Here is a 19,581-nt window from a genome sequence, read left to right on the forward strand (position 1 = left end):
CGCCAGGGCCCGCCGCCCCGCCGCCCCGGAAGCGGACGCGGGGCCGTCCCTGCCCATGTCGCCCGCGCTCGCCCAGCTGGTGCGCAAGCTGTCCGCCTTCGAGGCCCTGGTGGCGCGCGAGGACTTCGTGAAGGCGAGCGTCATCGCCGTGGATGTGCTCGCCACCGTGGAGCGCTTTGATCCGCGCGTCTACCTGCCCATGCTCTTCTCCGGCTTCTTCAACGGCCTGAGCCAGCACGCGGACGCCATCGAACCGCTGCTGCACGGCACGGAGTCCCTGGGCTTCCGCGCCCTGGATCAACTCTACCGTGTGGACCTGGACGCGTTCCTCGTCGCCCCGCAGCGCCAGGCCCGCAACCCCGGCTACGAGGAATAGCGTCTGTCTCCCCCCATGGAAGCGGAGCGCGAACAGCCGGGCCGCAAGCTCACCGTCGAGGAGCGCATCAGCGAGCGCATCCGCAGCTTCGACGTGCCGGCCCTGTTGGATCTGCTCGCCAAGGAAGGCTACGGCGACGCGGAGGTGGAGTTCCGCAGCCACCGCAGCACCCTGCACCAGCAGCACCTGGTGCACGCCATCGAGTTCACCCGCCAGCCTCGCAAGCGCGTGGTGATCACCGTCAACCTGGGCCTGCTCAGCGTCCAGACGCCGCTGCCGTCCTTCCTCTTCCAGGCCATGGACCGGCTGGAACACGATGTGATGGCTGACTTCCTGGGTTACTTCGACCACCTGCTGCTGCGGACGCGCTTCGCGGGTCAGTTCCCGGATCGCGACGAATCCCTGCTGCCCGGCTGGGAGCACTCCACCGCCCACCGGCTGCGCCTGTTGCGGCTCGCGTGCCCCAGCAGCCTGCACTGGCTGTTCGCCAAGGTGTTCCCGGAAGCGGAGGTGGTGGTGCGAAGGGAGACGCGCCGCCAGCGCATCGAATCCAAAGGCATCCGCCTGGGCGCCGCCGCGCTCGGGGATGGCAGCGCGGTGGGCGGCTTCGCCACCGTGCCGACGGGCGGCGTGGAGGTGCGGCTGTTCCTGGACGAGCCGCTGTCCGGCGCCGGCATCCCCTGGGCCGTGGAGGCCCGACGGCGCCTCAACACCCGCATCTTCCCGAGCCTCGCGGAGACGCCGCTGGCGCTCGCCGTCATCCTCGCGCTGCGTGATCAGTCCAGCCACGCGAGGCTCCAGAAGGGCAGTCACCTGGGTTACGAGCCGCTGGTTGGCGGTCCGGAACAGACCCAGGAGGTCCTCCTGTTCTCGGGGGACACCGCTCAATTGCGATCAACAGAACCCCGGTAGACCTGCGATGTCGCTTGGTTGACTGGAATTCCTGATCGCGCCTAGGCTGGAATTGTTCACAAGCAGCGCGTACTCCCGGAGCGGTTCCAGTCGTACGGGGGGAAGGAAACGCACTGCGAATGTCAGGGAGTCACCGTGGCCATTCAGGACCTGCTTCCCAAATCCCGCATCACCCTCACGTACCGCACCACCATCAACGGAGAGCAGGAGACGGTGAACCTGCCGTTGCGCCTGCTGGTGATGGGGGACTTCTCGCTGGGGTCCTCGGAAGACCGCAAGAACGACCTGGAAACGCGCCGCCTGCGCTCCATCGACGGGAAGAACCTGGATGAGCTGATGAAGGACATGAAGATGTCCGCCAGCTTCCAGGTCCCCAACCGCATCAACCCGGACGTGGAATCGGAGCTGAACGTCCAGCTGCCCGTGGACGGGATGAAGTCCTTCCACCCGGACGAGGTCGTCAAGCACGTCCCGAAGCTCAAGGCGCTGCTGCTGCTCAAGACGCTCCTGGTGGAGATGCAGTCGAACATCGACAACCGCAAGGACCTGCGCCGCGAACTCTATGAGCTGTTCTCCAAGCCGGAGGCGCTCAAGGAGCTGCTCAACGAGCTGAAGGGCTACGAGAGCATGCGCCTGCCCTCCGGTGAGACGGCCGCGAAGCCGGATGCGTCCGCCGCCGCCGCTCCCGCCGCGGGCAAGCCCACGGGGGCCGCCGCCGCGACCGCCGCCGTCGCCGCCACCGTCGCCGCCGGGGCCAAGCCTCCGGCCGCGTCCTGATCCTCCTTCCTCCCTTCGACTTCTAAAAGGACTCCGCCATGGCCGAGACCACGTACCTGAAGCGCCTGTTCACCAGCGTTCGGCTGGATCCGCCCCAGTCGTCCGAGCCGATGATCCTCAGCAACTTCGGCGCCGTCGTCGACGAGCAGCAGGTCACCCTGGAGAGCCGTTTCCTCTCCAGCGTCGCCGCGCTGCTCCAGAACGTCGCGCCGGTGGAAGGACCGGACAACACCGCCCGCTTCGACAAGGGGCAGGTGCTGGACGTCATCAGCCGCATCGATCGCATGATCGACGCGCAGATGAACGAGATCATCCACAACGAGACCTTCCAGAAGATGGAGTCGTCGTGGCGCGGCCTGGAGGACCTGGTCAACCACACCAACTTCAAGGCCAACATCGCCATCGACGTGCTGGACGTGGCGAAGGAGGAGCTGGCGGAAGACTTCGAGAACAACTCGAGCAACATCTTCGCCGGCGCGCTCTTCGACAAGGTCTACATCCAGGAGTACGACCAGTACGGCGGCCGTCCCTTCGGCGCCATCGTCGGCCTCTATGACTTCTCCTCCACGCCCGCGGACCTGACCTGGCTGCAGCGCATGGCGAAGGTGTCCAACGCGGCGCACGCCCCGTTCATCTCCGCCGTCAGCCACAAGTTCTTCGGCTGCGAGACCATCGAGGAGATGGAGGCCATCAAGAACCTGGAGGGCGTGCTCGCCCACCCCCGGTTCGGCCGCTGGAACGCGTTCCGCGAGACGGAGGAGGCCGCCTACGTGGGCCTGACCTTCCCGCGCTACGTGCTGCGCCTGCCCTGGCACCCGGACAAGAACCCCTGCGACGTCCTCAACTTCACGGAGACGGCGCGCGGTGAGTCGGAGAAGTACCTCTGGGGCAACTCGGCCATCCTGCTCGCGCGCAACATGGTGAAGGCGTTCGAGATCTCCGGCTGGTGCCAGTCCATCCGCGGCCCCAAGGGCGGCGGTCTCATCTCCGGCCTCCCGGTGGACACGTTCACCCTGCGCGGCCAGGACGAGATCAAGGCCCCCGTGGAGATCGCCATCCCGGACTACCGCGAGTACGAGTTCGCGCGCTCGGGCTTCATCCCGCTCGTGTACCGGAAGGGCTCCAGCGACGCGACGTTCTTCAGCACCCAGTCCGCCAAGGTCGCCAAGACGTTCAAGGACCCCAAGGACTCGGAGAACTCGCAGCTCGTCACGAACCTGGCCTACACGTTCTCCATCACGCGGCTGGCGCACTACGTGAAGTGCATCATGCGCGACAACATCGGCAACACGGCCGATGCGGACTACATCCAGCGCCAGCTGGACTCCTGGTTGTCCAACTACGTCACCACCGTGGCGAACCCGGACGACCTGACCGTGCGCCGCTTCCCGTTCAAGGCGAGCAGCGTCGTCGTGTACCCGCGCCCCGGCGAAATCGGCTGGTACGACTGCAAGCTGGCGGTGCTGCCGCACATCCAGTTCGAAGGCCTCAACGTGGAGCTGATGCTCGAGTCGCGGCTCGGTTAGTCCGCACCCCCATTGGGGCAGGTGAGAGCCTGCCCTTTACCCTGGAGTGACAGATGCCCCAGTTTTCGCGCAACCTGGATGTGTATCAGGGCTTCAACTTCAAGAAGGACAAGCAGACCCCGGTTGGCTACATCACCGCGCTCACCATCGGTGGCGTGGCGCTGAAGGCCGACCAGGAGACCATCAAGGATCCGGAGAACCCGGACGCGGCCATCGCGGACAAGGTCGTCGCGGTGCTCAACCACTACCTGTGGGACACGGGCGTGACGGACGCCATGTACTTCTCCGGGCAGGTGTCGGTGGCCAACAAGCAGGCCGTGGCGGAGATGCTGCTGGGCAAGTTCAGCAACATCGAGGTCGTCATCAAGTACGTCGTCTACGAGTACGACCCCATCGGCAAGAAGTACTTCAAGTCGAACTTCCTCGACGCGGAGATCAAGGGCCTGCTCGAGAAGAACGGCGATGAGCTGAACATGTCCGTCGCGGACAACGAGTCCCGCGAAGTGCAGTCGCCCAAGAACTACACGTTCAACATCGGCGTGAAGCCGCAGGCGCTGGAGCAGTCGCTGAACCTGGCCACGTCCTCGACGAAGAAGTTGGCCAAGAAGTGGGGCGTCACGGAGACGGCCAGCTAGCATCCGTACCGGTAACAAGTCGCGCCCGGGCCGGGAGCACCCTCGCTCCCGGCCTTGCTGGCGCGAAAGAAGAGAAAAAGGCGCATGCAGCGGTACAAGCTCGCACGGGTCCGCTGGCACGTAGGCCAGACCCTCCTCCCCGAGCACTTCATCGCGCAAGAGGATGCGCTGGACGCGGAGATCCGGGTCCATGCCAACCTGTCCGGCCTGCCGTCCCACGGCGTCGCGTACCTTGCGTGGAACGAATCGCTCCTGCTCGGCGGCAGCCTGTCCATCTCCGCGCTCACCGTCGTCACCAAGACGGGGGAGCTCCTGGACGTGCCCGGCAACGCCGTCATCGCGCCCCTGTCGCTGGACGCCATCGGCAAGTCGGAGTTCATCATCTACCTGCACGTGCTGAAGGAGACTGTCAGCGCGGAGGGCATCCGCCTGTACGCGGATGATCCGCCGGTGCTCCAGCGCGTGCTCAGCAAGCTGCAGCTGTCCTCGGAGCCGGTGATGGACGGGGCGGTGGCGTCCTTCGGGCTGGCCGCCGTCTCCCAGGATGAAGACGGCGCGTGGCGCACGTCGCCGGACTGGGTGCCCGCGCTCTTGCTCGTGGGGCCCAACCCCTTCCTGGAGAAGCTGCTCAACACGTTGGATGACCTGCTGGACCAGGTGCGCCAGCAGCTGCTTACGCACATCTCGGACACGTACCTGCGCTCGGACCGGCTCACCAACGCGCGCCGGGCCCTGTTCGAGGTGCACCGCCTGCTGGCCCTGCGCAAGGACATGTTCCGGCAGGTGTACGTGCACCCGTACCACCTGTTCGACGGGCTGCGCCGGCTGTACTTCGAGGCGTGCTGCTACCTGGAGATGCTCCCGGACGACCAGATGCCGGTGTACCAGCACGAGGATCTGGCCCAGGGCCTGGGCGGGTGGATCCGCCTGCTCACCCGCAGCTTCCAGCCGGAGGCCACGCGCTCCACGCACAAGGCCTTCCAGGTGAAGGACGGACAGTACGTCTGCTCTCCGCTGCCGCCGGAGGTGAGCTCCGCCAGCGAGGCGTACCTGCTCGTCCAGCGCACCAAGCCGGGGGAGCGCACGCCCATGGACGGCGTGAAGCTGGCCAGCCCCTCGCGGCTGCCGCTGGTGCGCCGTCAGGCGCTGAAGGGCGTGCCCTACACCCACGTGCCGTACCCGTCGTTCCCGCACGCCCTGGGGCCCGAAATCGACTGGTACCTGCTGGGCCGGGGCGAGGAGTGGCAGCACGCGCTGCGCGAGGACGGCGTGGCCTTCTACGTGACGTCAGCGCTCAAGGGCGCCCAGACGTCGCTGTTCTGGCGGAGGAGCTGACGCCATGGCGCGCGCACCCTTCCTGGACAAGTTCGCGGCCCGCTCGCAGCGCCCCAACGTCCGGGACAGCCTGGAGCACGTGATGCGCAACATCGAGGCCGTGCTCAACACGAAGAAGGGCTACGGCTTCTTCATGCACGACTTCGGCCTGGGCGGGTACACGGAGAAGCTGGGCACGCGCGAGCTGGTGGAGGCGCTCACCGCTGAAATCCAGCAGGAGATCTCCCAGCACGAGCCCCGGCTCGTGGGCCCGGAGGTGAAGCTGCGCGGCCGCGACAGCGGGCTGTGGCTGCACTTCGACTGCAAGGGCACCTTCGACGACGTGCCGTGCCACCTGCGCCTCGTGTTCCACTCCGTCACCGGTCAGGTGCGCGTGCACGTGGAGGACACCTGATGGCGCACGCCGAACGGTTGGACTTGAGCCTCACGCTCACCATCGGGGGCACGGCGCACGCCATCGCCCCGGCGGACATCCTCGCGTTCGAGTTGGATCTGCACGGGTGGGGACACGAGGGGAGGGTGGAGTTCCGCGTCCTCGACGAGACGGCGCACGGCGGGCAGAAGCAGGACAAGGTGCTCGCGGACTTCCTCAAGCCGGACCTGGTGGAGGTGGCGCTGGAGCTGAAGGCGGTGCACTCCGACACGGCGACGAAGCCCACGTACACGTCGCTCAAGGTGAAGGGGCTGGGGCTGGACAAGGCCCTGTCGGAAGAGACCGTCGCCCAGGCGAAGGGCGCGGCCATCACCTACCGGCACTACACCGTGCGCTTCGTGGACGCGGCGCGGCTCCTGTGGACGCAGCACTTCCCGTGCGCGCTCTACACGCAGAAGACCGTGCAGGACGTGCTGGACGCGCACAAGGGCGACAAGATCGCCCTCGCCAACGACTGGGACGCGGAGCTGGCGGCCACCTGTCCGCTGCTGTTCCTGGGACTGTCCCCGGAGTCGGGGGCCAGCTTCTACGACTTCGTCGTCTGGTTCGTGAGCGCGCGCAACGGCGTGCTCGCGTACGACTACACCGCGCAGGGCTACCAGCTCCGGGCGAAGAAGGACGTCGCGGGCACGCCGCTCGACCTGCGCGCGGAGGACGTGGACGCGGTGACGGTGGTGTTCCCGGAGGTGGTGCGCCACGACGTGGCCATCCTCAATGCCGCCGCGGAGAGCCCGAAGAACCAGGCCGTCACGAATGCCCAGGCCGTCACCGGCATCCGCCAGGACGTGCTGTTGCGCACGGACATCGCGGACGACGTGCAGAAGCGGGTGACGCTGGAGACGGCGCGCCTCAAGGTGCGCGGACTGGAAGTGGACCTGGACTGGAACCGCTTCCCCACGGTGGCGTTCGCGCCCGGCGCGCTGGTGAAGCTGCCCCAGACGGCCGGGTGGGTGGCGTCCGGCGTGCCCGGCACGGACACCTTCCGGGTGCGCCGGATGACGCTCAAGGCGGAGCCGCTGCCCGTGGAGGACTCCGACGGGGAAGGGGACGGGGAGCAGAAGCGCCGCCCCAAGCCGGAGAGCCGCTACCTGTTCACGTTCACCACGCGGCTGGAGCGCAAGGACGAGCTGCACGCGGACCTGCCCGCCTTCGTGACGCCGATGTACCCGCGCTTCGTCGAAGGGCTCATCGTCAGCGAGGTGGGCGAGCAGAAGGACGAGACGTGGCAGGCGTACACCGACCAGGCCACCTCCCTGGACAGCTACAAGGTGAAGATGCCGCTCTTCGCCAACCAGATCATCCAGGTGCCGTTCAACGCGAACCTGCTGCCCGGCCACTTCTACTTCCCGGCCTACAAGGGCGCGCGCGTGCTGGTGGCGCTGGACTTCCAGCGCGCGTGGCTGAAGCGCCACCTGGACTGGCGGGCAGGCGCGCGGTTGCCGTCGGACGGGCAGGGCGTGCACCTGCTGGTGGGCAAGACGACCGAAAATGGTACGTCCATGCGCCACTTCTACGACGACAACAAGCCGGTGCTCCGGCTCATGCGCACGAACGACACCGACACGGAGAAGATCGAACTGAAGGAAGGCACGCTGCTCATCCTGGTGAAGGAAGAACCCGCGTGAGCGCTGGCGCGGACGGAGAGGACTGATGGGAACGCTGGTTTGCAAGATTGAGCTGGACAAGGTGAAGGGCATCACCGTCCAGGTCGACAACGCGGACGATCAAATCACCCAGACCGTGGTGATGGACGGCACCAGCATCACCATCACCGTGAAGGGCCCCCAGGAGACGAGCACCTACGTGCAGAAGCAGGACAGCATCGTCGTCACGGTGAAGGACCTGACCTTCGACACCGACACCCTCACGATGAAGTCCAAGGGCGTGTCGCAGTGGACCAGCCAGGACACGCTGACGGTGAAGAGCACGAAGGACATGACCTTCAACACCAGCGCGAAGCTGACCCAGACGGCCACCAGCGACGCGAAGCTGTCCTCCAGCGCCAACGTGAACATCGAGGCGACGTCCAAGCTGGCCATGAAGGGCAACATGGGCGCGGAGATGGTGACGTCCGGCGGCGAGGCGAAGGTGGACGGCGTGACGCTGAAGCTCGCCGGCAAGACGACGGCGGAGATGTCCGGGGCGATGACCAAGGTGTCCGCCACCGGGAAGTTGGATCTGGAGGCCAGCGGCATGGCCAACCTCAAGGGCTCCATCACCAGCGTGGGCGGCGCGCTGGTGAAGCTGGGCTGACGCGATGCACGAAACCTCTTGTGACTGACGTACGGCGGGAGAGCGGGCGGTGAAGGATTTCTCGGAGAAGATCTACCTCGACTTCCTGTCGGAGCTGGACGGGCTGGAGCGCTTCCGGCAGCGCTTCCAGGAGCGACATCCCGCCGCCCCGTTGGACCGCGAAGACCCGGACGTGCGCCGCCTCATCGAGGCGATGGCGTTCTTCTCCGTGCAGACGCGGCACGCCACGCTGCACAACCTGCGCTCCACCTGGCGCCGGCTCTTCGCGGGCTTCTTCGACTTCCTGCTGGAGCCCGTGCCCGCCGCCGCCATGGCGCAGGCCGTGCCCACGGACAAGATGGTGGAGCCGGTGCTGCTCACCCGGGGCACGGAGCTGCGCCTGACGCCCGCGGAAGGGGTGGCGGGCTCCTTCCGCCTCCAGCGCGACCTGCGCGTGCTGCCCATCGTCCTCAAGAGCACGGACGTGGTGCCCCAGGTGCGGAGCGGCCACCGGCTCATCCTGCGCTTCGAGTCCCGCTTCGCGCGCAAGGACGCCATCGACGTGCTCAGCCTGCACGTGCGCCACCTGGACGAGTACCGCTCGTCGCTGGCGGTGTTCCACGCGCTGCGCAAGCACGTCCAGCAGATCAGCGTCGTGTACGACGAGTCCGCGGACGAGCACTCCGTGGGCAGCCCCTGCGAGGTGTCCTTCAACCGGGATCCTCCCGCGCCGGACGACGGCTCCGTCTACGCGCACCCGTTCCAGCGGCTGCGCGCCTTCTTCCAGTTCCCGGAGCAGCAGCTCTTCGTGCACGTGAAGGTGCCGCCGCCGCGCGCCAGCTCCTGGATGAAGTTCTGTCTCTGCCTGGACCTGGACAAGGACTGGACGGTGGGCAAGTCGCTGCACCCGGACTTCTTCCAGCTCTTCACCGTGCCGGTGGTGAACCTCAAGGCGGAGCCCGCGCAGGTGGTGGTCGCGGACGGCACGCGCGCGGAGCACCCCATCCTGAGCATGAGCGCGGGGCGCGAGTTCAGCCTTCACTCGGTGACGGGCGTCTTCGAGATGACCAAGGCCGGGCTGTCCCCGTTGCGCCCGGCCTTCCTGCCCGGCAAGGGCCCCAGCTACGAGGTGGACGAGACCTTCGATGAGCGCCACGCGTCCCGGCAGAGCCTCATCGTGCGCATGCCGGAGGCGTTCACCGCGCCCCGCAAGATCGTGCTGGAGGCGCTGTGGCACCAGCCGCAGTTCTCGTCGCAGGCGGCGGGCAGGGTGGAGGTGTCCGTGCCGGGCCGCCACATCGAGGGCCTGAAATGGCAGACCGTGGGCAGCCTGCAGCCCCACCGCGACAGCGTGCTACGGGATGACGTGGAGGCCCTGACGCAATTCCTCGCATGGAAGGCGAAGGCCACCCTGGGTCGGGACGAGGTGGTCGCCCTGTTGGGTCACCTGGGGACCCCCGCGGAGAGCCCGTTCCGCCGCGTCCTTCCCTGGCTCAAGGAGTTGAAGTTCAGTGTCGTCCCCGACAGCGCCATGAAGGGCTCGGGGATCCGCCACGCCTACGAGGCCGTCATGGAGCCGTTCGACTTGAGCTTCGAGCCTGTCGTCATCTGCTTTCTTGAGCAGCTGCGGGACCTGCTGGATGCTTGGAACAACGAGGCCTCGGTGGAATTGCGAGCCTCCGTGGCGGGACTGGGGCCGCTGCAGCTGCCGACGTAGCGCTCAACCATCATGAAACTGGAGCATTGGAATTCCCTCCTGGCCGCGCAGCGACGCGTGCGTCAGCTCCTCGACCGGGCCCTGCCCGCCGAGCCCGCCCCCGGCGCGCGCCGTCCGCAGGGCAGGGTGGGGCAGGAAGCGCTGGGCCACCTGGAGCAGGCGCTGCTCGTGGAGCTGGAGCGCCTGCGCGCGGGCTTCGGAGAGGACCTGCGCCCCGACGAGGTGGAGGATCTGATCCGCCCCTTCGTGTACTTCCTGGATGAATGGGTGCTGCGCCGGCTGTCGGACGCGGAGCAACATCTCTGGCCGCTCCTGCAGCAGAACCTGTTCCAGGTCGACTCGGGTGGCGACCTCTTCTACGACTTCGTGGAAGAGAAGTTGCGTCGCAACGACACGCCACCCATCGTCTTTGAAATGATCCGCTTCTGCCTCGCCGCTGGCTTCACCGGCCGCCTCGTGGGGCAGCCTGAACGGATCCGCGAGTTCAAGGACCGCATCTCCGAGCGCATCCCGCAGCCCGTGTCCCTGATGCAGCCCGCGCCCGTGGTGCAGGTGGGTCCGCCCACCGTCTATGACTTCCCGGTGCGCTACTACGCGGTGACGGCCGCCATCGTGCTGGGGCTGCCCGTCTTCCTGTGGTGGGCCTCCAATTGAGACCCATCACGACGCGGGATGGTCGCGCGCCGGTCGCGAGCACGGAGGCGGACGGCCTGTCCCGCCGGCCGGTTGCTCCGCTCGTTCCCACGCCTCCCGCGCCGAAGCCGGTGGCACTGCTGGAGGTGCTGTCGCAGCGGGTGGACGCGGAGCTGGGCTCGTGGAGTGAAGGGGTGCAGCCGCTCTTGCATGACGTGCGTCAGGCGCTGCTCGCGCTGGATCCGCCCGGGGACGGGATGCTGCCGTCGCCGCAGGATCAGCAGAAGCTGCGCGCGAAGGCGACCGCCGCGCTGGAAGAGGCGGAAGACGTACTGGAGGCGCTGCAGTTGGGGGCGCGCTCCGGTGGACGGAGAAGCGGCTGACCGTGGGCGCGCTCCAGTCACTCCTGGCGGCCTTGAAGGCCCACTGGGTGCTCGCGTTGAGCATCGGGGTGGTGCTGATCGCCGGTGGCGTGGCCGCGTGGTTCTGGTGGCGCAAGCGGCGGCAGCCCTCGGCGCTCGCGGGCGGGCAGAAGCCGCTGGGCTCCTGGCAGTTGCTGGACATCCGCAAGCGGTTCCTGGGCAAGCTGCCGTGGCGCTACCGCGCCTCCGTGCGGGACTTCCCCACGCTGGTGGTGCTGGGGCCCGCGGGCAGCGGCAAGTCGGAGCTGATCAGCGCGGAGGTGGACTGGAAGCGGCAGGAGCGCCAGTTCATGCCCAGCCTCACGGATGATCCGCTGCTCCAGATCTACCTGGGGCCGGACGTCGTGGTGCAGGAGGTGTCCGCGCCGGTGCTGGAGGACGACTCCCGCCACGCCCGCGCCGCCCTGCGCAAGCTGTGGAAGGCCAGCTTCGGCCGCCGGCACGTGGGGCGGATCGTCATCGCCCTGGACGTGCGGTGGCTGCTGGACAAGTCGCCGGATGAGGTGAAGCGCATCACGCAGCTGCTGCGCGGCAAGGTGAACCTGCTGGCGGAGGTGTGCCAGGCCTCCGTGGAGACGCGGCTGTCGCTCACGCACATGGACTCGCTGGAGGGGTTCACGGACTTCGCGCAGCTGTTGCGCAAGCACGGCGTGCCGCTGGAGCTGGCGGTGCCGCCTCCGGGCAGGGAAGAGGAGCTGGCGCACGCGCTGGAGCCGCTGGAGAAGTACCTGGCGCTGGGCCTCACCACGCTGTCGCCGGAGGCCTTCGAGCGGCTGGCGTCGTTCTACTCGCGCGGTGGCGAGGCGTTCGCGGTGCTCGCGCGCTTCGTGTCCACGCTGGTGGAGAGCGGCTCGCTGGTGTTCCCGCTGAAGCTGGAGCGCGTGTACCTGTCGTCGCGCGTGGCGGACGAGCGGGCGGCCGGGGCGCTGGCGGTGCGCATGGATCAGCCGGCGGATCAGCTGATCGCGCGCTACCGCTGGACGCACCTGAAGCGGTGCGCGGCCATCGTCGCGCTGGGGTGTCTGCCCGTCATCCTGGCGTATGCGCACTTCTACCGGATGCTGCTGCGCGCGCAGGAGAAGCTGGACAACTTCCAGGTCACCGTGCAGCGGCTGGAGGAGCGCAACCAGAGCGTCTCCGGCTCCGTGGTGGAGGGTCAGACCACCGAAGCGGTGAATGCGATGGAGGACCTCTGGGGCGCCACGCGCTACTGGCCGCCCCTGAGGAACAGCTTCACCGACGAGTGGGAGGAGCTGCGTGCCCGGCTCGCGCGCAGCATCCGGATGTCCTACCTCAAGCCGCTCCTGGAGCGATGCCAGGACCAGTGTCGGCGGTGCGCCGCGCGCGTCCCCGGCTGCCAGCCCGCGCCCACGTTCAACACCCGCTCGACGCGCGCCACACCCCTGGCCCAGGCCCCGGAGACCGAGAGCTGCCGCCAGGAGACGCTGTGCCGTCCCGAGCAGGCGCTGTACACGCTCGGCATCCTCTACGCTTCGCGCAACGAGGACCTGGGCAGGTTCGTGCTGCGCGGCGTGCACGGGACGCACAAGAAGCAGCTGGGCTGGACGGCCGAAGCCTACGGGATGAGCCTGTCCAACGCGGATCCGGAGAACGCCTGGCTGGAGGCCATGGGCCTGGCGGAGCCGATGATCGCCAACTACGTCATCGCCAGCGACAAGCCCTTCGACGAGAACGTGCCGTGGACCCGCTGGCCCTTCGTGTGGCTGACGATGGACGGCCTGCTCGGGCCGTGGCGCGAACACTTCCTGAACCTCCAGGCCGTCCTGGACGCGAAGGAGCTGGATCTGCCTCGGTGGTACGCGCTGCGCGATGAGCGCGAGCACCTGCGGGAGTCGCTGGAAGAGAGCGTGCCCTTCAAGAACGCCCGGCAGGTGATGGACCTCATCAACGCGTCCGACGCGGACCTGGACGCCAACCAGTTGAAGGGCGTGGGCAGCCTGCTGGACTCGCTGGACTGGATGCGCGCGAACCGCCAGACGCTGGAGGCCATCCTGCGCATGGAGGACGAGGCGGACACCGCGCTGCGCGCCGCGGAGCGGATGACCCCCGCGGAGCTGCTCACCCGCGCGGACGGCCTCTTCGCCCCCAGTGACGGCGACGCGCGCTACTCCGTGGAGGTGCTCAAGCGCGACTACGTGTTCCGTCCGGTGGACGTGTCACGGCAGCTGTTGGACAAGGTCCTGCGCCACCTGAAGGAGACGGGCCGCTCGCCCTTCATGGGCCCGACGTTCAACCCCGGCACGGGGGAGACGACGTCGGAGGTCGCCTCCGAAGGGGCAGGGGATGACGACACGGAGTTCGCCAGCGGGCAGGCCCCGGTGGTGGGCAAGGTCCTGGGCAAGGCCGCGTTCGACGCGCAGTTGAGCCCGCTGGTGGACGAGTTCACCGAACGGCTGGCCAAGTCCCGGCTGTCGCGCGAGGAGGCCGTGGAGCGCGCCACCTTCGTGCAGAACAAGGTGCAGACGTTCGCGAAGCGCTACGGCCAGGACCTCTACGCCAGCTACCGGGGCTACCGCTTCCGCACGTCCCGGGGCGCGTTGACCAGCGACCTGGCCGCGCTGCTCCAGCCGTCGTCCGCGCTGGAGGCGATGCTGCGCGACGTGGCGGGCCGCGCGAGCGTGGGCCCCCTGGACAGCGAGTACTACGCCCCCATGCGCGACGCGGTGGCGCCGTTCAAGCCGGTGGTGCAGCTGATGACGCCGGACAAGAGCGGCGCCCTGGCGGAGCTGGCGGCCTACACCACGCTGGTGTCGCAGCTTCAGCAGGAGCTGTCTGGCGTGAAGCCCGCGCCGGTGAAGCCCGCGGTGCCCAAGGATCCGGCGGCCCCCGGGGCGGCGGCCTCGACGACGTCGGCGGGGGGCTCGCAGCTGGCGGAGATGCTGTCGCCGGTGGGGCGCGTGGCGCTGAGCATGTTGCTGGAAGAGGAGGACTCGTACCTGCGCCGGGTGGATGCGTGGCTGGATCAGCACGGCCTGGTGGGCGAGTTCCGGCTGCCGTTCCGCCAGCCCTTCGTCGTCGTGCGCAACCGGGGCCGCGCGGAGCTGGAGCGCGCCATCGCGGAGCAGTGGGCCTACCAGAGCCGGCGCACGCTGGAGCCGCTCGTCAAGCGCTACCCCTTCAACCCCAGCGCGTCGCAGGAAGTGGACCCGGTGGAGCTGGAGGTGCTACGCCGCAAGGACGGCGCCTTCTGGCAGTTCGTCACCCAGGTGCTGTCGCCGGTGGTGGAGGAGCGCGGGACGGACTGGACGCTGCGCTGGCCGCTGAAGTCCCGGATGCTGCTGCCGCCGCGCATGCTGTCGTCGCTGGGCCAGTTGGGCCGCCTGTCGCGGCTCTTGTGGGACGACGAGGGCAAGGCCCGGCCCATCAACATGCAGGTGCGGCCGTTGCCGCTGCCCACGGCGCCCACGCCGGACAGCTTCGTGACGCTGTCCTATCTGAAGTGCGGTGGGGCGTCGTCGTTCGGGTTCAACCAGCGTCCGGCGTGGGGGGACTTCCCGCTGAGCTGGTGGAGCCCGCAGCCGTCGTCCATTGGCGTGGAGCTGCGCTCGCCCTCACGCGACGGCAAGCGCTACCGCTCCATGGAGATGTCCGAGTCGTCGTGGAACTGCTTCCGCCTATTGGAGTCCGCCACGCTGACGGATCAGCAGAACGTGGTGTGGGTGCTTCCGGGGCGGGGGATGGCGGCGAACGAGCAGGTGTTGGAGATCAGTTTCGGTCTGCGTGGTGAGCCGTGGGCGCCATTCCGTGGGGTGGTGCCATGAAGGGCAGGGGCGTTCGGTTGGCGGTGGGACTCGCCGCGGCGATGGTGGGCGGAAGCTGCGCGTCCCCCAGCCTGACGGTGAACATCAGGGCCCCGGCGGGCACCAACCAGGGCCGGCCGCTGTACATGCTCATCCGCACCGTGTCGAAGACGACGATGACGGAGGGCTACGCGGACGTCGCGGCCAAGGTCATCAGCCCGGACGATACCGTGTTGCAGACGGTGGTCATCTACCCGAGCCGCACGAAGCAGGTGAAGATCCCCCTACCGCCCGAGCAGGCCGTGGCGGTCAGCTTCCTGTTCACCACGCCCAATGGCGCCTGGCAGGCCCTGCTGGACGTGCCGGTGCCCAAGACGGTGGACATCGAGCTGCAGGAGAGCCGCATCCGCACGGACCTGCCCCGGCAGATGTCCACCCAGGAGTCCGGGCCGTCGATGGCTGAAGTCCCGGAAGCCCCCAAGGCCCCTGCCGCGCCGAAGGCTCCCGAGCCTCCGACATCCCTCGCGTCCCCCAGGTAGCCCCGGTTCGTCAGGTGGCGAGCGCGTCCAGCTTCGGGCCCAGCGCCTGGAGCGCGGCCGTCACGCGGCCGTTCACCGCGGTGACGGGCTTCGCGAAGGCGCCGCCCTGGAGCTGGGTGCCAATCGCATCGAGAGGGGAGAGGAGCTGCGGCTTGGACGCGGTGGCGTTGGTGGTGACGGCATCCACCTGCGTCTGCGCCCCTGACTTCAGGGCCTCCGCCCGCTGCTTGAAGGCCGCCAGCGCCTTGTCCACCTGGCCCGCGAGCGTCGTCTCCGCGCTGGTGCGGGCCGCCTCCAGGGACTTGAGGGCGGCCGTCACGGAGGTGTTCGTCGCGCCCAGGTGCGTGTCCAGGCGGCCCTTCGCGGACGTCACCTGACCTTCCGCCGCCGTCCGCGTCGTCTGCATCGCCTGGACAGCCGCGTCGATGCCGGTGCCCACCTGGGTGTCCAGGGCCTTGAGGCGCTCGGGCACCTGCGTGTCCAGCGGCTTCACCTGGGCGGCCACCTGCTGCTGCATCGCCTTGATCTGCTGCACGCCCTGATCGCGCGCGGTGTTGATCTGCGTCACGCCCGTGGCGATGACTTGCGCCACCTGGGCCGTGGCCTGCTCGATGGCCTGGAGCACGGACTGGGTGAGCGTGCCCATCTGGGTCACGACCTGGTTCGTGGCGGTGTCGATCTGCGTCTGGGCCTGCGTCTGCACCGTCTCCACCTGCGAGACGATGGTCTGCTGCACCGTCTGGAGCTGGGTGCCCACCTGGGAGGAGAGGGTTCCCAGTTGCGTGGTGATCTGCTTCACCACCTGGCTGATGCCCTGTACCGCCGGGTTCACCAGGGGCTTGGGCAGGTCCGCCGCGGGAATCGCGTCCAGCAGCCCCAGGGCGCGCTCCAGCAGGGCCTCCAGCGAGCCCACGAGCTGCTGGAAGAGGGTCTGTAGCTGCTCCAGCTTCTGGGGCAGCAGGTCGAACATCGCCATCACCTGCTGCTTGAGCGCGCTGACGCTGGCCACCAGCGTGTCCAGCGTGGTGAAGGCCGCGTCCAGCGTCTGCTTCAGCGGTGCCTTCAGCGTCTCCACCGCCGTGAGGGTGCCCTGCACGAGGCCGTCGATGGTGGTGCTCACCTGGGTGATGGCGGCCTCGATGCGCGTCTGCACCTGGTCGATGAGCTTCTCCACCGCCGCGAGCTGCGCCGTCACGGTGGCCACCTGGCCCGCCACCGTCTTGCCCAGCGTGTCCAGCGTCCCGGCGGCCTGCGTCTTTCCCGCCGTCAGCGAGGGCGCCACCTGGGTGTCCACCGGGTCCACGATGCCGGCCGCCGCCGTCGCCGCCGCCTTCACCTGGGCCACGAGCGACTTCTGCTGCGTCTCCAGCGCCGTCTGTTGCTGCTGGTGGGCCTGCTGCGTCGTCTTGCCCGCACCGACGATCTCCTGATGCAGCGCCGTCAGCGCGCGCACCGGGTCGTTGATGGCGCCATCCAGCGTGCCGATGAGCTGCGTGCTCCGCCCCGTCGCCGCGTCGCGCGAGGTGGCCAGCCGCACCAGCACCGCCGCGAGCGCCGCGGCGATCGTCGTCCCCACGCCCTGGAGGTCCTGGGTGAGCTGCGTCTTCGTCTGCTCGATGAGCGCGTGGCCCTGCGAGCGGCGGGCCTCGGTGTCCGCCTTGGAGCCCTTGCGCGCGTTCAGCTTCGCGTCGAAGGACTTCTTGTCCGCGTCACAGCGCTGGGCCACCTGTTGCTGGAGCGCGGTGAGCTGCCCCTGGGAGGACTCGGCGGAGGACTTCGCCTGTGCCTCGAACCCCTGGCTCTTCGCGGCGGCTTCCTTGCCCAGGGACTCCGCGGAGGCCCGGGCCTTGGTGCCCGAGGCCGTCAGCGCCTGCCGGTGGCCCTGCACCTCCGTGGCCAGCGCCTGGAAGCGGGGGGAGGGGTCCAGCACCTTCACGTTCACCGCGTTGACCTGGGTGAGCAGCTTGCCGACCGTGCCGTCCACCGTCGGGCGCAGCGTGGCGACCAGCGTCAGCACCCCCTGCGCCAGGGCCTCCACCTCGCCCTTCGCGGTGGTGAGCTTCGGCGTCACGCCCGAGCCGAAGCCCTGCACGGTGGCCTTGTGCTTCGCGACAGCGGCGCGCAGCTCGTTCATTTCAGGGCTCCCAGCGCGGCCTTGGCTTCGGTGGCGGCTCCGGAGAGCGCGCCTGTCTGCCCGTCCAGGCCGTTGAGCGCGCCCGTCAGCTTCGTGCGGGATTCGGCGGCCTGGTCCTTCACCTTCGCTTCAGCCGCGGCGAGCGCCGCGCTCGTCTCCTCCGACGCCGCGTTGAGCTTGGCGTTCACCGCCGCCGTGGAGGCCGTATAGGCGGCCGTCGTCTCGCCCACCGCGCCGTCCACGCCCGCGGTGAGGTCGCCCTTCGCGGTCTCCACCTGCGGCGTCACGTCGTACGTCGGCGTGGTCGCGGCGCCCCCGGGCTCCTCCTTCGTCTGGATGAGGAGCCGGCCCTCGGAGATGCGGATGATCTCCGTGTCGTTCGAGTTCACCCGCCCCAGGTTCCACACCGGCTTGGCGTCCTGGTAGTCGTGCGTCATCGCCGTCTGGTTCGTGCCGTTCTTGCCGAAGAGCAGCTGATCGCCCTGGCTGTCCTGGGGCATCCGCACGCCCTCGCCCCAGTCCAGGTAGCGGTGCAGGGCCGCATGGTCGAAGTGCAGCGCCACCAGCACGCGCTCGTTCTTGTACGGGGGGAAGTAGAACGTGCCCGGGAACAGGCCGGGCTCCGCCGGCACGCTCACCGTCTTGTTCCACAGCGGCACCGTCACGCGGTAGTTCGTCACCGACGTCTTCGGATCATCCACCTGGAGGTAGATGCGATCGTTGGCCTCGCCGCCGGGGCTGTGCACCTTGCCCTCGACGTAGATGGGGTAGCGGGGCGGCCGGTACGCGGGCAGCCCCGGCACCGGATCCGACTTCTGCTCCAGGAGCACGGAGAGGGTGACCTCGTAACCCTCCATCGTCTCCTGCTGTCCGTCATGCGGACCGATCTGGAGCCCCGCGCCATCGAAGGACAGCTCGCAGATGCGCAGGTCCTCGCCCAGGCCGGTGAGGTCCGGACTCCAGAGCGGCCCGTCCAGCTTGATCAGCGCGCCCGGATGCAGCGCGACGGGGGGCACGTCCAGGAACGTGAGCCGCAGGCGCCGCTTGCGCAGGCGCAGGCGTTCCTTCTCCAGCGACTGGCGCTTTTCGGCCTCCGCCGCGATGGGCGTGCGCACCAGCATGTCGTGACTGACGCCCGCCACCGCCTGCGCCTGGGGCAGGGCCACCGTGGTCGGCGCGGCCCCGAAGCCGTTGAGCACCCGCGTGCCGTGCCGGATGACCGGGGGCAGCTCCACGTCCACGCGCTCCACGTGCTTGCGGCTGAGCGCGGTGACCGTGCCCGTGGCCGGCTTCTTCGCGGAGAACGTGTACGTGTCCTTGGGGCTGTCGTACGTCAGCACGCCGCCGCGCGTGTCCACGAACCAGAGGACGAAGTCGAGGAAGCTGGCCGACGGGTCGTCATCCCCGATGCCCAGGCACACCAGCGCCTGCTTCGACTCCAGCGCGTCCCAGTCGTACGTGAGCAGCAGGCCGCCCGGCTTGTGCAGATCCAACAGCTCCGACACCTTCTTGCCGGTGTGCAGCTCCACCGGGCGGTGCTGCTTCCACAGCACGCGCGCGGGGTCCGCGAACTCCACCGTGTACTGCCGGAAGGCCACCGCGACGCCGTCCTTGTTGCCGTGCGCCGAACCCCTCAGGCTCTTCGCCGTCACGATGCCCTGCACCAGCAGGGGCGCGGGCGGCGGGTCGTACACGCCCGACAGGGCCAGCCGCACGCGGATCAGGTCCGGCTTGCTGAAGGCGGTGAACAGCTTCGCGTCCGCCTTCTCCAGCGACGTCCAGAACGTGAGCGACCCGGTGAAGCCCGACGGCGTCATCCGCAGCGAGAAGGCCTGCACCTGGCCGCCGGGGATGACGAACGCCTGCTCCCCCGCGGTGACGGTCAGCTCCAGCTTCAGCTTTTCGTGGAACGGGAAGGGGAGCGCCATGCGGTCTCTACCGGGCCTTCGCCTGGACCTCCTCGCGCGTCAGCGCCCCCCGGGCCTCCAGCGCGTCCATCATCGCGCGCATCACCCGGGCCTGCTGCGCCACCATGCGCTCCAGGTCCGCCACCTGCTGCGTGAGCGCCTCCACCCTGGACGCCAGCTCCGTGTCGCGCGGCGCCGGGCCCTGGGCCCTGGGCGGCGGGGTGGGGGCCACGGGTTCGGCC

16 protein-coding genes and 1 pseudogene are annotated in these 19,581 nt (G+C 68.8%); 14 read left to right on the plus strand and 3 right to left on the minus strand.

Translation table 11 applies throughout. The annotated features are described in order from the left end of the window. The 14 genes from D7X74_RS43115 to D7X74_RS25610 form a co-directional block, all read left to right on the plus strand. Positions 1-376: type VI secretion system protein IglI family protein (locus D7X74_RS43115; protein ID WP_304984928.1), on the plus strand; the 376-nt coding region annotated here is incomplete at its 5' end. Positions 377-391: 15 nt separating this feature from the next. Beyond that, positions 392-1,288, plus strand: coding sequence for a hypothetical protein (locus tag D7X74_RS25550; protein ID WP_120535615.1), 897 nt, complete (start codon positions 392-394; stop codon positions 1,286-1,288). A 135-nt stretch (positions 1,289-1,423) separates the two neighbouring features. After that, the gene (gene tssB, locus D7X74_RS25555) at positions 1,424-2,065 is read left to right on the plus strand and encodes a type VI secretion system contractile sheath small subunit (protein WP_120535616.1); all 642 of its coding nucleotides are present in this window, start codon (positions 1,424-1,426) and stop codon (positions 2,063-2,065) included. Between the two features lie 38 nt (positions 2,066-2,103). Continuing rightward, entirely contained in the window at positions 2,104-3,591 is a 1,488-nt protein-coding gene (gene tssC / locus D7X74_RS25560) for a type VI secretion system contractile sheath large subunit (protein ID WP_120535617.1), read from the plus strand. Positions 3,592-3,644: 53 nt separating this feature from the next. Continuing rightward, complete coding sequence (locus D7X74_RS25565) at positions 3,645-4,226, plus strand: hypothetical protein (RefSeq protein WP_120535618.1); 582 nt, start codon at positions 3,645-3,647, stop codon at positions 4,224-4,226. Between the two features lie 84 nt (positions 4,227-4,310). Beyond that, positions 4,311-5,561: a type VI secretion system baseplate subunit TssK gene (tssK, locus tag D7X74_RS25570; RefSeq protein WP_120535619.1), complete on the plus strand. Its 1,251-nt coding sequence runs from the start codon at positions 4,311-4,313 to the stop codon at positions 5,559-5,561. A gap of 4 nt (positions 5,562-5,565) precedes the next feature. Beyond that, positions 5,566-5,955, plus strand: coding sequence for a GPW/gp25 family protein (locus D7X74_RS25575; protein WP_120535620.1), 390 nt, complete (start codon positions 5,566-5,568; stop codon positions 5,953-5,955). Continuing rightward, entirely contained in the window at positions 5,955-7,619 is a 1,665-nt protein-coding gene (locus tag D7X74_RS25580; protein WP_120535621.1) for a hypothetical protein, read from the plus strand. Before D7X74_RS25575 ends, D7X74_RS25580 begins: the two co-directional genes overlap by 1 nt. 25 nt (positions 7,620-7,644) lie before the next feature. After that, complete coding sequence (locus tag D7X74_RS25585) at positions 7,645-8,247, plus strand: hypothetical protein (RefSeq protein WP_120535622.1); 603 nt, start codon at positions 7,645-7,647, stop codon at positions 8,245-8,247. Between the two features lie 49 nt (positions 8,248-8,296). Next, positions 8,297-9,943, plus strand: coding sequence for a type VI secretion system baseplate subunit TssF (locus tag D7X74_RS25590; RefSeq protein WP_120535623.1), 1,647 nt, complete (start codon positions 8,297-8,299; stop codon positions 9,941-9,943). A gap of 12 nt (positions 9,944-9,955) precedes the next feature. Next, the gene (locus D7X74_RS25595) at positions 9,956-10,597 is read left to right on the plus strand and encodes a DotU family type IV/VI secretion system protein (protein WP_120535624.1); all 642 of its coding nucleotides are present in this window, start codon (positions 9,956-9,958) and stop codon (positions 10,595-10,597) included. Continuing rightward, positions 10,594-10,959 (plus strand): hypothetical protein, encoded by a 366-nt coding sequence (locus D7X74_RS25600; RefSeq protein ID WP_120584506.1) that lies wholly within the window; start codon positions 10,594-10,596, stop codon positions 10,957-10,959. The genes D7X74_RS25595 and D7X74_RS25600 overlap by 4 nt, the downstream gene beginning before the upstream one ends. Before the next feature lie 2 nt (positions 10,960-10,961). Further along, a complete protein-coding gene (locus tag D7X74_RS25605) occupies positions 10,962-14,780 on the plus strand; it encodes a type VI secretion IcmF C-terminal domain-containing protein (RefSeq protein ID WP_120535626.1) in 3,819 nt (1,272 codons plus the stop codon). Further along, a complete protein-coding gene (locus D7X74_RS25610) occupies positions 14,777-15,298 on the plus strand; it encodes a hypothetical protein (protein ID WP_120535629.1) in 522 nt (173 codons plus the stop codon). Before D7X74_RS25605 ends, D7X74_RS25610 begins: the two co-directional genes overlap by 4 nt. A gap of 10 nt (positions 15,299-15,308) precedes the next feature. Here D7X74_RS25610 and D7X74_RS25615 read toward each other — a convergent pair whose 3' ends face one another. From D7X74_RS25615 to D7X74_RS25625, 3 genes and pseudogenes are all read right to left on the minus strand, one after another. Continuing rightward, positions 15,309-17,432, minus strand: coding sequence for a hypothetical protein (locus tag D7X74_RS25615; RefSeq protein ID WP_120535627.1), 2,124 nt, complete (start codon positions 17,430-17,432; stop codon positions 15,309-15,311). Further along, on the minus strand, positions 17,429-19,360 hold the full coding sequence (locus D7X74_RS25620; protein ID WP_120535628.1) for a hypothetical protein: 1,932 nt from the start codon (positions 19,358-19,360) through the stop codon (positions 17,429-17,431). The genes D7X74_RS25615 and D7X74_RS25620 overlap by 4 nt, the downstream gene beginning before the upstream one ends. 7 nt (positions 19,361-19,367) lie before the next feature. Then, positions 19,368-19,581 (minus strand): annotated as a pseudogene (locus D7X74_RS25625) (hypothetical protein); the annotation flags it as partial.

It is taken from the genome of Corallococcus sp. CA047B (assembly GCF_003612065.1).
Lineage (GTDB): Bacteria > Myxococcota > Myxococcia > Myxococcales > Myxococcaceae > Corallococcus > Corallococcus praedator.

Coding starts and splice junctions, on each gene's coding strand:
- D7X74_RS25550 (WP_120535615.1), top strand. CDS start 392: ATGGAAGCGGAGCGCGAACAGCCGGGCCGCAAGCTCACCGTCGAGGAG.
- tssC (WP_120535617.1), top strand. CDS start 2,104: ATGGCCGAGACCACGTACCTGAAGCGCCTGTTCACCAGCGTTCGGCTG.
- D7X74_RS25565 (WP_120535618.1), top strand. CDS start 3,645: ATGCCCCAGTTTTCGCGCAACCTGGATGTGTATCAGGGCTTCAACTTC.
- tssK (WP_120535619.1), top strand. CDS start 4,311: ATGCAGCGGTACAAGCTCGCACGGGTCCGCTGGCACGTAGGCCAGACC.
- D7X74_RS25575 (WP_120535620.1), top strand. CDS start 5,566: ATGGCGCGCGCACCCTTCCTGGACAAGTTCGCGGCCCGCTCGCAGCGC.
- D7X74_RS25580 (WP_120535621.1), top strand. CDS start 5,955: ATGGCGCACGCCGAACGGTTGGACTTGAGCCTCACGCTCACCATCGGG.
- D7X74_RS25585 (WP_120535622.1), top strand. CDS start 7,645: ATGGGAACGCTGGTTTGCAAGATTGAGCTGGACAAGGTGAAGGGCATC.
- D7X74_RS25595 (WP_120535624.1), top strand. CDS start 9,956: ATGAAACTGGAGCATTGGAATTCCCTCCTGGCCGCGCAGCGACGCGTG.
- D7X74_RS25610 (WP_120535629.1), top strand. CDS start 14,777: ATGAAGGGCAGGGGCGTTCGGTTGGCGGTGGGACTCGCCGCGGCGATG.
- D7X74_RS25615 (WP_120535627.1), bottom strand. CDS start 17,432: ATGAACGAGCTGCGCGCCGCTGTCGCGAAGCACAAGGCCACCGTGCAG.
- D7X74_RS25620 (WP_120535628.1), bottom strand. CDS start 19,360: ATGGCGCTCCCCTTCCCGTTCCACGAAAAGCTGAAGCTGGAGCTGACC.